A 13,048-nucleotide genomic window follows, 5' to 3' on the forward strand; every position below is an offset into this window, starting at 1 on the left:
GGGCCTGCACAAAGCCCCCGCATCGCCTAGGCTGTTTCCAGGGCGCACCGCGCGCCCAGCTTCCGGAGACAGCACATGGATGAGGAAACCTTCAACCTCAGCATCCGCAAGTTCCTCAAGGTCGTCGGCGTCAGTTCCCAGCGCGAGATCGAGCAGGCGATCGCCCAGGCCATTGCCGACGGCACCATCGCCGCCACCGGGCGCTTTCCGGTGACGATGACCCTGGAACTGCCGGCGGCGAAGCTCAAGGCGAAATTCGACGGCGAGATCCAGCTTGAATAGCGCGCCTCAGGCCGCCTCCAGTTCGCCGCGCAGCCCCCGCAACCGGTACTCGCCGGGCGCCACGCCGGTCCACTTCTTGAACGCGCGGTGGAATGTGCTCGGCTCCGAGAAGCCGAGGCGCAGCGCCACTTCCTGCAGTGTCATGCCGGGGTGCTCCAGCATGCCGATGGCGACATCGCGGCGCAGGCTGTCCTTGATGCTCTGGTAGCCGCGGCCCTCGTCGCGCAGCCGGCGGCGCAGCGTCTGCGGCGTCAGGCGCAGCATCTGCGCCATCTGCTCGAGCGAGGGCAGTTCGTCGTTCAGGTGCGAGCGCAGGTGCTGGCGGATGCGTTCGGCCAGGCAGCAGCTGTCGCGGTAGCGGATCAGCAGATTGCGCGGCGCTTCCTGCAGGAAGGCGCGCAGGCTGCCGCCGTCCTGCATCACCGGCAGGCGCAGGCAGGCGGCATCGAAATGCAGCGCCGTGACCGGCTGGCCGTAGTGCACGGCGGTCTTGAACACGCGTTCGGTGTCGCTGCAGCCCTGCGGGCGTTCGTTGGCCAGGTCGACGCGCAGCAGCGGGATATGCTGCGCCACCAGCCAGCTCACCAGCGCATAGCCCTGGAACACAAAGGTCGATTCCGCGAAGCTGCGGCATGCGGAGGTCGGTGCGCGCCGGTGCAGCCGGATCGAGGCGATTTTGCCGTCGGCGCTGACCTGCAGTCGCGGTGTAAAGGCATCGAGATGCAGCCGGTACAGGCGCATGGCGGCGTGGATCGCGTCTTCCAGCGTGGCGCAATGGATCATGGCGCGTGCCGTCTGGGCAAACGTGCCCGGCGGAACCGGCCGCTCCAGCAGCCCCCACAGCTCGTCGCGCATGACGCGGCGCAGGGTGCGGATCAGCGCCGCGTACTGACCCTGGGTCACGCGCGCGCTGGGGGAGGCCAGCAGTGCCGGCGAAACGCCAGCGCGGCGCAGCAATGCGTCGACGTCGTGGCCGAGGCGGCGCGCACCCTGAAGGATGCGGTGCACGTGCTGGATCGCGACCGTGTGGCGTGCCGGGGCCTGGGCAGCCACGGCTGCCATGGCTTCCCCGGCTTGTGCCGCGCCGGGCATGCGCGCGGCACTGCCGGGCACCGGACCCTGCCTTGTGCGGGAGATGGGGGCGCCGGCGATGTGCAGCTTGCCCGGTACTGGCAGGCGCAGCGATGGCAGGACAGCGGTGTGCATGGGTCTCCTCGTCACGTGGCGCGCCGGCGCGGACATTCCCGGTCTTGGCGCCACCTTAGCAAGCGCCGGCTGCACCGCACAATCGGGATTTGCCAAAGCCTGCCTTTTGCCTGAACGATTCGGCCAATCATTTTGGCCCGTCTGGTCATTGTCCACGCACCGCAGCATCCCGCACTCTCCGGCTGATACAAGAACCGGCCCGCCAAGGCGGCCAGCACCGGGTGAGCCGGGGTCAGAGGCCCCACCCGCCCCGGCAAAAAAACCAAAGGAGACAACAGATGCAGGCAAATCGTCGTAGTGCGGATCGTCGTCATGCATTCAGGCGCTTCGGACTAGGGTTGCTGGCGGCGGCGGGAGTGGGGCTGCTGACCACGGGCACGGCCTGGGCCGAGGCAGCCTTCCCGAACAAGACCGTGCGCCTGGTGGTGCCATATCCGGCCGGCGGCGCCACCGACGTGCTGGGGCGCGCGGTCGCGGATGGCCTCGGCAAGGCCTGGAAGCGCCCGGTGGTGGTGGAGAACCGCCCCGGCGCCAGCAGCATGATCGGCTCCGAAGCGGTGGCCCGCGCCGAGGCCGACGGCCATACCGCGCTGCTGACGATTACCACGCTGGTGCAGGCGCCCAGCCTCTACGCCAAGCCGCCGTTCGACCCGGTCAAGGATTTCGTGCCGGTGTCGGAGCTTGGCACCACCAACCTGGTCTTTGCGGTGCACAGCGCCGTGCCCGCCAACAACATCAAGGAGTTCATCGAGCTGGTCCGCGCCAAGCCTAAGCAGTTCTCCTACGGCTCCTATGGCACCGGTTCGAGCGGCCACCTGTACGGCGAGATCTTCAAAGAGTCGGCCAAGCTCGACATGGTGCACGTCTCGTACAAGGGCGAGGCGCCGGAGCTGAACGACCTGCTCGGCGGCCAGGTGCCCGCCGCCATCATTTCCGTGATGGGGGCCAAGCCGCACAACGCCTCGGGCCGCCTGCGCGCGCTTGCCGTGACCGGCGCGGCGCGCTCGCCGCAGCTGCCGGACGTGCCGACCTTCCGCGAAGCCGGCGTGGCCGGCATGGACGGCCAGGGCTGGTTCGGCCTGTTCCTGCCGGCGGCGACGCCGCGCGCGGTCGTCGACAAGTACGCCGCCGAGGTCAACCGCGTACTGGCCCAGCCCGAGCTGCGCAAGCGCATGGGCGAAATGGGGATCGTGCTGACCGGCAGCACGCCCGACGCCTTCGCGCAGACCGTGCAGACCGACTACGCCCGCTGGGGCAAGGTGATCCGCGTCAACAACATCCGGCTGGACTGATTTCCCATATTCCGAATTGAACCGCTGACCTGCTGCAAATGAAGCCTGCTACGAGTACCAACCTGCCTTTCAATTCCACGGCCCGTTCCCCGGCCTGGCCGCCGGGCTTGCCCGCCACGCTGCACACGCCGCGCACCAGCCTGTACTACAACGTCGAGGCCGCCGCGCGCCGCTATCCGGACAAGACCGCGATCCAGTACTTCGGCACCGCGATCTCGTACGCGCAGCTGCAGGACGAGATCGAGCGCATGGCTGGCTACCTGCAGCAAGCCTGCGGCATCCAGCCCGGCGACCGCGTGCTGCTGTTCAGCCAGAACTGCCCGCAGTTCATCATTGCCTACTACGCGATCCTGCGCGCCGAAGGCGTGGTGGTGCCGGCCAATCCGATGTGGCTGGAGGCCGAGCTGGCGCACGTGGTCTCGGACAGCGGCGCGGTCGCCGCCTTCGCCGGCAGCGAGCTGTACCGGTGCCTGTCGCCGCTGCATGGCCCGGCCCTGCGCCACGTGATCGTGCACGACTATGCCGGCATGCTGCGCGACGACGGCGGCCTGCCGGTGCCGGCATGGCTGCGCGAGCCCGCGCCGGCGCTGCGGGCGACGCCATCCGGCGCGATGCCGGTGCCATGGGATGCCGCCAGCGCGGCCGGGCATCGCGCGCTACCGCACCAGGCCGGCTTCGACACGCTGTGCATGCTGGCCTACACCTCGGGCACCACCGGCAACCCCAAGGGCTGCATGCATACGCACGGCACGATGATGACCGCCGCGGTCGGCTCGCAGATCTGGCGCAGCAGCACGCCCGAATCGGTGGTGCTGGCGGTGGCGCCGATGTTCCACCTGCTGGGCATGCAGAACTGCATGAATTCGCCGATTTACCTCGGCGCCACCGTGGTGCTGATGCCGCGCTGGGACCGCGCGCTCGCCGCCGACCTGATCGAGCGCTACCGCGCCTCGGTGTGGGGCGCGCCGCCGGCGATGATGGTCGACTTCTTCTCGCAGCCCGGCATTGCGCAGCGCGACCTGTCGAGCCTGGCCTTCCTCGGCGGCGGCGGCGCCGCCATGCCCGACGCGGTCGCCAACATGCTGCAGGAGCGCTTCGGCCTGCCCTATGTCGAAGCCTACGGCATGACCGAGACCGCATCGTTCCTGCTGTCCAATCCGCGCCACAAGCCCAAGCGCGAATGCCTGGGCATCGCCACCTTCGGCGTCGATGCGCGCGTGATCGATCCGCAGACGCTGGCAGAGCTGCCGCAAGGCCAGACCGGCGAGATCGTCGCGCATGGCGGCCAGGTGATGCAGGGCTATTGGCGCAATCCCGAAGCCAACGAGGCCTCGTTCGTCGAGCTCGATGGCAAGCGCTTCCTGCGCACCGGGGACCTGGGCTTCATGGACGAAGAGGGCTACTTCTTCATGCGCGACCGCCTCAAGCGCATGATCAACGCCTCCGGCTTCAAGGTCTGGCCGGCGGAGGTGGAGAACCTGCTGTATGGCCACCCCGCCATCCACGAGGCCTGCGTGATCGCCGCCCGCGACGAGCGCCGCGGCGAGACCGTCAAGGCGGTGATCGCGCTGCGCCCCGAGGCGCGCGGCACCGCCGAGGCCGATCCCGAACGCATCATGGCCTGGTGCCGTGAGCGGCTGGCCGCCTACAAGGTGCCGCGCATCGTCGAGTTCGTCGAGGCGCTGCCCAAGTCGGGCACCGGCAAGATCCAGTGGCGCGCCCTGCAGGAACGCGAGATGCAGGCCGAAGCCCCGCGCGCCTGAGCGCGCCGAAACACAGAACAAAGAGAGACACAGCATGCAGCAAAGCAGACGCAACTGGCTGGCGCAGGCCGGCACCCTGGCCGGCGCGGCCCTCCTTGGCACCACCGGCCGGGCCTTCGCCCAGCAACCGTATCCGAGCAAGCCGATCCGCCTGATCGTGCCGTACCCCGCCGGCGGCGGCACCGATACCGTCGGCCGCCTGGTCGGCCAGCGCCTGGCCGAGGTCCTGGGCCAGCCGGTGGTGGTGGAGAACAAGCCCGGTGCCAGCGGCATGCTCGGCAACGACACCGTCGCCAAGGCGCCGGCCGACGGCTACACGCTGCTGCTGGCGATCACGGCGATGATCCAGTCGCCCAGCCTGTACAAGCGCATGCCTTACGACGTGGCCAGGGACTTCACGCCGGTGTCGCTGATCGCCAAGTCCTCGGACCTGTTCGTCGTGCCCAACCGCGTGCCGGCCAGCAACATGCGCGAGTTCCTGGCGCTGGCCAAGTCCGGCAAGCTCAGCTACGGCTCCTACGGCAACGGCACCTCGTCGCACCTGCATGGCGAGCTGCTGCGCCAGCAGGCCGGCATCGACCTGGCCCATATCCCGTACAAGGGCGCCGCGCCGCTGATGAGCGACGTGCTGGGCGGGCAGGTGGATTCGGCCTTCGTCGACGTGACTTCGGCCAATCCCTATCTGGGCAGCAACAAATTCAAGATCCTCGGCATCACCGGCAGCCAGCGCTACAAGGCGCTGCCCAATGTGCCGACCTTCGGCGAGCTGGGCTTGAAGGGCTTCGAGCCCAACGGCTGGTTCGGGCTGTTCCTGCCGGGCGGCGCGCCCAAGGAGGTGACCGCCAGGCTGGCGGCCGAGACCGCGCGCATCGTGAAGCTGCCCGAGATTTCGCAAAAGCTGGCCGGCATGGGCCTGCAGCCGGTCGGCTCGACCCCGCAGGAACTGGCCGAGGTGATCAGCGGCGACATGCCCAAGTGGGCCAGGATCGTGCGCGATGCCAACATCCAGCTCGACTGAACGACACTGCCAGCCACGCCACCGATACCGGAGTTCATCCATGGAAACCATCCGCTTTGCCATCGAAGACGGCATCGCCACCCTGACCCTGAACTATCCCGAGCGCAAGAACGCGCTGTCGATCCCGATGCGCGGCGAAATCGGCGAAGCCATCCGTCAGGTGCGTGCCGACGAGAGCGTGCGCGCGATGATCCTGACCGGGGCCGGCACCGATTTCTGCTCGGGCGGCGACATCAGCTCGATGCAAATCGAGATCGACGCGCCGCAGGGACGCCGCCGGCTGCAGCAGGCGCACGGCTGGCTGGAAGACCTGATCCAGCTGGACGTGCCGGTCATTGCCGCCGTCAACGGGGCCGCTTACGGGGCCGGCTTCAGCCTGGCGCTGACCGCCGACATCATCCTGGCCACGCCGCGGGCGCGTTTCGGGCTGCCGTTCCTGCGCATGGGCCTGATTCCCGACTGTGGCGTTTTCTACACCCTGCCGCGGATGATCGGCCTGCAACGTGCCAAGGCGCTGATGTTCTCGATGCGCGAACTCGATGCCGAGGCCGCGCAAGACCTCGGCATCGTCATGGAAATCGTGCCGGAGGAAAGCCTGGCCGGGCGCGCGCAGGCGCTGGCGCGCGCCTTCACCGAGGCCTCGCCGGTGGCGGTGGGCCTGACCAAGCAGGCGCTGAACGCGTCGCTCAACCAGGACCTGCACACCATGCTGGCGATGGAAGCGGACGGACAGGGCATTGCCTTTTCCACCGGCTATCGCCGCGAGGCCGCGGACCGCTTCATGGCCAAGCAGCCGCTGCGCTACCGCTGGCCTGACTGAGCGCCGCTGCCATGCTGCCCCGCAGCATGGCGACTCATTGTTTACGTATACAGGCAGGCCACGCCAGGCGTCGCTTGCCACTGTCGATCACCCGTCTACCCTCGTATCCGCACACCTATGGCATCCCAACACCAACATGCGGCGCCCGCCGCACGCCAGACTCCCTGGATGACCGAAGACCTGGAAATGTTCCAGGACACCGTACGCCGCTTTATCGAGCGCGAGCTGGCACCGAACGAAGCGCGCTGGGCCGAGCAGGGCTACATCGACCGCGACGTGTGGCGCCGCGCCGGCCAGGCCGGCCTCCTGTGCGCCAGCATCCCGGAAGAGTACGGCGGCGGCGGCGGCAACTTCGCGCATGAAGCCGTGATCACGCGCGAGATGGCGCGCGCCATCTTCACCAGCCTGGGCAACAACGTGCACAGCGGCATCGTGGCACATTACCTGCTCAACTACGGCACCGAAGCGCAGAAGAAAAAATGGCTGCCGCAGATGGCCAGCGGCGAGATGGTCGCGGCCATTGCCATGTCGGAACCCGGCGCCGGTTCGGACCTCAAATCGGTACGCACCCGCGCGGTGCGCGAAAAGAGCGCAAACGGAGACTGCTATCGCATAAACGGTGCAAAGACCTTTATTACGAACGGTTACCACGCCGACCTGGTGTGCCTGGTCGCCAAGACCGATCCGGAAGCCGGCTCGCGCGGCGTCTCGCTGATCATGATCGAGACGCGCGACCTTGAGGGCTTCCGCCGCGGCCGCATCCTCGAGAAGATCGGACAGAAGGGCCAGGACACCGCCGAGCTGTTCTTCGACGACGTGCTGGTGCCGTGCGAGAACCTGCTCGGCGAGCAGGAAGGGCAGGGTTTTTACCAGCTGATGCAGCAGCTGCCGCAGGAGCGGATGATCATCGCGCTGGGCGCGACCGCATCGATGCATCGCGCGATCGAGCTCACCACCGAATATGTGCGCGAGCGCAAGGTCTTCGGCCAGGCGCTGGCCGACCTGCAGAACACCCGCTTCCGCCTGGCCGAGTGCAAGACCGAGGCGACCATCGCGTCCACCTTCGTCGACGACTGCATGATGCGCCTGATGGCGGGTACGCTGGATGCCGCGACCGCCGCGATGGCCAAGTGGTGGTGCACGCAAAAGAATTGCGAGATCATCGACGAGTGCCTGCAGTTCCACGGCGGCTACGGCTACATGCTGGAATATCCGATCGCGCGCATGTACGCCAACGCACGCGTCGGCAAGATCTACGGCGGCTCCAACGAAATCATGAAAGAACTGGTGGCACGCACGCTCTGATGGCCGCGCGCAGCGCCTACTGCTATCAGCACTCTCGGTATGCTGATGCGCGTCCGAGCTGATTCTGAAACCAACGCAAAAGCCGGCACAGATGCCGGCTTTTGTGTTTCCGGTTACAAAACCGGCTGTGCACGGTTTGGCGGAAAGGTGTAAGGTGTGTCACAAGCATGGTCAATGGCCCGTCGCGCGCGGGGTGCGGCACCGAGTGGAACTATCAGCCAAAAGCTGACAGCGCCACCAGCGGAATCAGGCGATAAATGCAGCGTGGAAACAAGCGTTGCGTCGATGCAAGATTCGTCAACTCGGACTCCACCATCGCCGTTATTTGACTATGATGAAGTAAAGTCTTCGCAACATTCACCGGTCGTCAAGCCGGGGTGGCGAACCGCGGAACTTGCGAAGTCTTGAAGGGTAGAACTACCTTCGCCTCGGATGTGAACTCTGACGGGAGTGAGGTATGGACATTTTCGGCCATTACGCTACGCGCTTCGAAGCCCGCAAGGAAGAGGAATACAGCATCCAGGAATACCTGGAGATCTGCAAGAAGGATCCGACTGCCTACGCGACTGCTGCCGAACGCATGCTCGCCGCGATCGGCCAGCCTGAACTGGTGGATACCCACCACGATCCGAGGCTGTCCCGGCTGTTCTTCAACAAGGTCATCCGTATCTATCCGGCCTTCCGCGATTTCTACGGCATGGAGGACACGATCGAGCAGATCGTCTCGTTCTTCAAGCACGCCGCGCAGGGCCTGGAAGAACGCAAGCAGATCCTGTATCTGCTCGGGCCTCCCGGCGGCGGCAAGTCCTCGCTCGCGGAGAAGCTCAAGGCGTTGATGGAACAGATTCCCATCTACGCGCTGAAAGGTTCGCCGATCCATGAGTCGCCCCTGGGGCTGTTCTCGCCGGAAGAAGACGGCAAGATCCTGGAAGAGGACTACGGCATCCCGATCCGCTACCTGAACACGATTGCCTCGCCATGGGCAGTCAAGCGCCTGCACGAGTTCAACGGCGACATCACCAAGTTCAAGGTGGTGAAGCTGCGCCCGTCGGTGCTGTCGCAGATCGCGATCTCGAAGACCGAGCCGGGCGACGAGAACAACCAGGACATCTCGTCGCTGGTGGGCAAGGTGGACATCCGCAAGCTCGAGGACTTCCCGCAGGACGATCCGGATGCGTACTCGTATTCCGGCGGCCTGTGCCTGGCCAACCGCGGCCTGCTCGAGTTCGTCGAAATGTTCAAGGCGCCGATCAAGGTGCTGCACCCGCTGCTGACCGCGACCCAGGAAGGCAACTACAAGGGCACGGAAGGCTTCGGCGCGATCCCGTTCGACGGCATCATCCTGGCGCACTCGAACGAGGCCGAGTGGACGACCTTCAAGTCGGACAAGAACAACGAGGCATTCCTGGACCGTATCTATATCGTCAAGGTGCCGTACGTGCTGCGCGTGTCCGACGAGGTCAAGATCTACGACAAGCTGCTGCGCTGCAGTTCGCTGTCGGCGGCGCCGTGCGCGCCGAACACGCTGAAGATGATGGCGCAGTTCGCGGTGCTCACGCGGATCAAGGAGCCCGAGAACTCCAACGTCTTCTCGAAAATGCGCGTCTATGACGGTGAAAGCCTGAAGGACGTGGACCCGAAGGCGAAGTCGTACCAGGAGTACCGCGACTACGCCGGCATCGACGAGGGCATGAACGGGCTGTCGACGCGCTTTGCGTTCAAGGTCCTGTCCAAGGTCTTCAACTTCGACAACACCGAAGTGGCGGCCAACCCGGTGCACCTGCTCTATGTGCTCGAGCAGCAGATCGAGCGAGAGCAGTTCCCGCCGGAACAGGAAGCCAAGCTGCTGTCGCATATCAAGGAGTACCTGACCACCCCCTTCGTGGAGTTCATCGGCAAGGAGATCCAGACCGCTTACCTGGAGTCGTACTCCGAATATGGCCAGAACATCTTCGACCGCTATGTGGTGTTTGCCGACCTGTGGATCCAGGACCAGGAGTACCGCGATCCCAACACCGGCGAAATCCTCGACCGCAACGCGCTGAACGACGAACTGGAGAAAGTGGAAAAGCCGGCGGGTATCTCGAACCCGAAGGACTTCCGCAACGAGATCGTCAACTTCGTGCTGCGGGCGCGGGCCAACAACAGCGGCAAGAACCCGGTCTGGACCAGCTATGAAAAGCTGCGGATGGTGATCGAGAAGCGCATGTTCTCCACCACGGAGGACCTGCTGCCGGTGATCTCGTTCAACGCCAAGTCTTCTCGCGAAGACCAGGACAAGCACGAGAACTTCGTCAACCGCATGGTCGAGAAGGGGTACACGCCCAAGCAAGTGAGACTTCTGGTGGAGTGGTATCTGCGCGTAAGAAAATCATCGTAACGGCGCCGCGGAAGCAGTCTCTCAACGAGGGCAACATATGGCTACGGTCATCGATCGGCGCGAGAACGGCGGCAACAAGAGTGCCGTCAACCAGCAACGCTTCATCAAGCGCTACCGCGAACAGATTCGGCAGGCGGTGGCAAAGGCGGTGTCCGGCCGGAAGATCATGGACATCGAGCAGAGCGGCCAGGTGTCCATTCCGGTCAAGGACATCACCGAGCCGATCTTCCACCACGGCCCGGGCGGCCGGCGCGAGTGGATTCACCCTGGCAACAAGAAGTTCGTCAAGGGGGATTCCTTCGACCGCCAGCAGCAGGGCGGCGGCGGGAGCGGTTCGCGCGCCAGCGACAGCGGCGAAGGCGAGGACGATTTCGTCTTCACGCTGTCGCGCGAGGATTTCCTGAATTTCTTCTTCGAGGACATGGCGCTGCCGGACCTGGCCAAGCGCCACCTTGCCAAGATCGCCGAAGTGCGCAAGGTGCGCGCCGGCTATTCCATCGACGGCACACCGTCCAACCTGTCGATCCTGCGCACCATGCGCAGTTCGATCGGGCGGCGCATCGCCTTGTCCAGCCCTTACCAGAAGCGCCTGCGCGACCTGGAGCTGGAGTATGCCGAGGCGCTGGACAAGGACGGCCCCTACGCCGAAGGCACGCTCGAACTGATGGAGAAGATGCGGCACCTGCGCGCCTGCATCGACCGCGTGCCCTTTATCGAGAAGCTCGACCTGCGCTACAACAACCGCGTGCTCAAGAAGCGCCCGCAGGCCCAGGCGGTGATGTTCTGCCTGATGGACGTGTCCGGCTCGATGGACGAGAGCCGCAAGGACCTGGCCAAGCGCTTCTTCATGCTGCTGTACCTGTTCCTGAAGCGCAACTACGAGCGTATCGACGTGGTGTTCATCCGGCATCACACGGTGGCCAAGGAAGTCGAAGAGGAAGACTTCTTCCACTCGCGCGAGTCCGGTGGTACCGTGGTGTCGAGTGCGCTGAAGCTGATGGTGGAAGTGGTCCATGACCGTTATCCGCCAAGCCAGTGGAACATCTACTGCGCGCAGGCCTCCGACGGCGACAACTGGGCTGGGGATTCCGAGCTGTGCGGACGCCTGCTGCGCGAGTCGATCCTGCCGCTGGTGCAGTACTACGCATACGTGGAAGTGGCGTCCGAGGAGCCGCAGAACCTCTGGGAAGAGTATCTGACGGTCAAAAACCAGTTCGAGCACTTTGCGATGCAGCGCATCATCGGCGCGGACGAGATCTACCCGGTGCTGCACGACCTGTTCCAGAAGCGGGCGGCTTAGTTGGGGCCTGCTGCCGCGGCAACCGGCAGCGAAGGCCGCAGTGAAGTCTGGTGGCAAGGCAACGCGGACCACGCGGCGCGCCAGTGCGCGCCTGCGCGGTCGGCGGCCTTGCCCGCAACAAGGGGCAAAGATGGCTTATCTGTCCACGGGTTCGGAATGGACCTTCGAGCTGGTCAACCGGTATGACCGCGAGATCGCCCGCATCGCCGGCGAATTCGGGCTGGATACCTATCCCAACCAGATCGAGATCATCACGGCCGAGCAGATGCTGGACGCCTATGCGTCGGCGGGCCTGCCGGTGGGCTACAACCACTGGTCCTACGGCAAGCACTTCCTGGCGTCGGAGCGCAGTTACCAGCGCGGCCACATGGGCCTGGCCTACGAGATCGTCATCAACTCCAATCCCTGCATCGCCTACCTGATGGAGGAAAACACCATGCCGATGCAGGCGCTGACTATCGCGCATGCCTGCTACGGACACAACTCCTTCTTCAAGGGCAACTACCTGTTCCGCACCTGGACCAACGCGGACGCCATCGTCGATTACCTGCTGTTTGCCAAGAACTACGTGGCCGAGTGCGAGCAGCGCTACGGCGAACAGGAAGTGGAACTGCTGCTCGACTCCTGCCATGCCTTGCAGAACTATGGCGTGGACCGCTACAAGCGGCCCAAGAAGCTCTCCATCACCGAGGAGAAGGCGCGCCAGGCCGATCGCGAGAACTACCTGCAGATGCAGGTCAACGACCTGTGGCGCACGCTGCCCAAGCATCGCCCCCATGCGCTGACGGCTGACGAAGAGACGCCGGAAATGACGTTCCCGCCCGAGCCGCAGGAGAACCTGCTGTACTTTATCGAGAAGAACGCGCCCAAGCTGGCGCCGTGGCAGCGCGAGATCGTGCGCATCGTGCGCAAGATCGCGCAGTACTTCTATCCGCAGCGCCAGACCAAGGTGATGAACGAAGGCTGGGCAACGTTCTGGCACTACACCATCATCCACCAGCTCTACGAAGAAAAGCTGGTCAACGACGCGTTCATGATGGAGCTGCTGCAGGCGCATACCAACGTGATTTACCAGCCGCCGTACCACAGCCCGTATTACAGCGGGATGAACCCGTACACGGTCGGCTTCCTGATCTTCCAGGACCTGCGCCGCATGTGCGAGAACCCGACCGACGAGGACTACCGCTGGGCGCCGGAGATTGCCGGCAGCGACTGGCGCACGACGCTCGATTTTGCGATGCGCAACTTCAAGGACGAGAGCTTCCTGCTGCAGTTCCTGTCGCCTCGCGTGATCCGCGAACTGAAGCTGTTCTCGGTGCTCGACGACGACCGCGAAGGCAAGCTGCGCGTCACCGCCATCCACGACGACGAGGGCTATCGCGCGATCCGCCAGCTGATGGCGGCGCAGTACGACCTGTCGACCATGGAGCCCAATATCCAGGTCACCAATGTCGATATCGGCGGCGACCGCTCACTGACGCTGCGCCACCTGCAGAATGACCGACGGCCGCTTGCGCACAACTTCGACGAAGTGGTGCGGCACGTGACGCGGTTGTGGGGCTTTACCGTGCGGCTGGAAGTGGCCTATGAAGACGGGCGCACCGAACTCAAGTACGAGTGCAAGCCGGAGCGCCGGCATCGCAAGCCGCACGGCGGCCTGAGCCTGGCCGCCTGATCGCCTG

Annotated in this window: 10 protein-coding genes; 9 read left to right on the top strand and 1 reads right to left on the bottom strand. The window is 65.1% G+C overall.

Features of this window, described 5'->3' with window-relative positions; translation table 11 throughout:
• Positions 1 to 75 precede the first annotated feature (75 nt).
• Positions 76 to 282, top strand: a complete 207-nt coding sequence (locus tag J8I82_RS16940; RefSeq protein ID WP_209759489.1) for a DUF6494 family protein — start codon at positions 76 to 78, stop codon at positions 280 to 282.
• A gap of 6 nt (positions 283 to 288) precedes the next feature.
• Here the strand turns inward: J8I82_RS16940 and J8I82_RS16945 are convergent, their stop codons facing one another.
• Positions 289 to 1,488 (bottom strand): AraC family transcriptional regulator, encoded by a 1,200-nt coding sequence (locus tag J8I82_RS16945; protein WP_209759490.1) that lies wholly within the window; start codon positions 1,486 to 1,488, stop codon positions 289 to 291.
• 278 nt (positions 1,489 to 1,766) lie between these two features.
• Here J8I82_RS16945 and J8I82_RS16950 point away from each other — a divergent pair, with 278 nt between their 5' ends.
• The 8 genes from J8I82_RS16950 (at position 1,767) to J8I82_RS16985 (ending at position 13,041) form a co-directional block, all read left to right on the top strand.
• Positions 1,767 to 2,780 (top strand): Bug family tripartite tricarboxylate transporter substrate binding protein, encoded by a 1,014-nt coding sequence (locus tag J8I82_RS16950; RefSeq protein WP_209759493.1) that lies wholly within the window; start codon positions 1,767 to 1,769, stop codon positions 2,778 to 2,780.
• 38 nt (positions 2,781 to 2,818) lie between these two features.
• Positions 2,819 to 4,543 carry a long-chain fatty acid--CoA ligase gene (locus J8I82_RS16955; protein ID WP_209759495.1) on the top strand — a complete coding sequence of 575 codons (1,725 nt, stop codon included), beginning with the start codon at positions 2,819 to 2,821 and terminating at the stop codon, positions 4,541 to 4,543.
• Between the two features lie 34 nt (positions 4,544 to 4,577).
• Positions 4,578 to 5,561 carry a Bug family tripartite tricarboxylate transporter substrate binding protein gene (locus J8I82_RS16960; RefSeq protein ID WP_209759496.1) on the top strand — a complete coding sequence of 328 codons (984 nt, stop codon included), beginning with the start codon at positions 4,578 to 4,580 and terminating at the stop codon, positions 5,559 to 5,561.
• A 40-nt stretch (positions 5,562 to 5,601) separates the two neighbouring features.
• A complete protein-coding gene (locus J8I82_RS16965; protein ID WP_209759498.1) occupies positions 5,602 to 6,381 on the top strand; it encodes an enoyl-CoA hydratase/isomerase family protein in 780 nt (259 codons plus the stop codon).
• A 117-nt stretch (positions 6,382 to 6,498) separates the two neighbouring features.
• A complete protein-coding gene (locus J8I82_RS16970) occupies positions 6,499 to 7,686 on the top strand; it encodes an acyl-CoA dehydrogenase family protein (RefSeq protein WP_209759500.1) in 1,188 nt (395 codons plus the stop codon).
• A 457-nt stretch (positions 7,687 to 8,143) separates the two neighbouring features.
• Positions 8,144 to 10,066 carry a PrkA family serine protein kinase gene (locus J8I82_RS16975; protein ID WP_209759501.1) on the top strand — a complete coding sequence of 641 codons (1,923 nt, stop codon included), beginning with the start codon at positions 8,144 to 8,146 and terminating at the stop codon, positions 10,064 to 10,066.
• 37 nt (positions 10,067 to 10,103) lie between these two features.
• The gene (locus tag J8I82_RS16980; protein WP_209759502.1) at positions 10,104 to 11,366 is read left to right on the top strand and encodes a YeaH/YhbH family protein; all 1,263 of its coding nucleotides are present in this window, start codon (positions 10,104 to 10,106) and stop codon (positions 11,364 to 11,366) included.
• A 130-nt stretch (positions 11,367 to 11,496) separates the two neighbouring features.
• Positions 11,497 to 13,041 carry a SpoVR family protein gene (locus J8I82_RS16985; protein WP_209759503.1) on the top strand — a complete coding sequence of 515 codons (1,545 nt, stop codon included), beginning with the start codon at positions 11,497 to 11,499 and terminating at the stop codon, positions 13,039 to 13,041.
• Positions 13,042 to 13,048 lie beyond the last annotated feature (7 nt).

This window comes from Cupriavidus consociatus (assembly GCF_017814975.1).
GTDB lineage: Bacteria > Pseudomonadota > Gammaproteobacteria > Burkholderiales > Burkholderiaceae > Cupriavidus > Cupriavidus consociatus.

Excerpts from the sequence above, each read along its gene's own strand:
- J8I82_RS16940 (WP_209759489.1), top strand. The coding sequence starts at position 76 with ATGGATGAGGAAACCTTCAACCTCAGCATCCGCAAGTTCCTCAAGGTC.
- J8I82_RS16945 (WP_209759490.1), bottom strand. The coding sequence starts at position 1,488 with ATGCACACCGCTGTCCTGCCATCGCTGCGCCTGCCAGTACCGGGCAAG.
- J8I82_RS16950 (WP_209759493.1), top strand. The coding sequence starts at position 1,767 with ATGCAGGCAAATCGTCGTAGTGCGGATCGTCGTCATGCATTCAGGCGC.
- J8I82_RS16955 (WP_209759495.1), top strand. The coding sequence starts at position 2,819 with ATGAAGCCTGCTACGAGTACCAACCTGCCTTTCAATTCCACGGCCCGT.
- J8I82_RS16960 (WP_209759496.1), top strand. The coding sequence starts at position 4,578 with ATGCAGCAAAGCAGACGCAACTGGCTGGCGCAGGCCGGCACCCTGGCC.
- J8I82_RS16965 (WP_209759498.1), top strand. The coding sequence starts at position 5,602 with ATGGAAACCATCCGCTTTGCCATCGAAGACGGCATCGCCACCCTGACC.
- J8I82_RS16970 (WP_209759500.1), top strand. The coding sequence starts at position 6,499 with ATGGCATCCCAACACCAACATGCGGCGCCCGCCGCACGCCAGACTCCC.
- J8I82_RS16975 (WP_209759501.1), top strand. The coding sequence starts at position 8,144 with ATGGACATTTTCGGCCATTACGCTACGCGCTTCGAAGCCCGCAAGGAA.
- J8I82_RS16980 (WP_209759502.1), top strand. The coding sequence starts at position 10,104 with ATGGCTACGGTCATCGATCGGCGCGAGAACGGCGGCAACAAGAGTGCC.
- J8I82_RS16985 (WP_209759503.1), top strand. The coding sequence starts at position 11,497 with ATGGCTTATCTGTCCACGGGTTCGGAATGGACCTTCGAGCTGGTCAAC.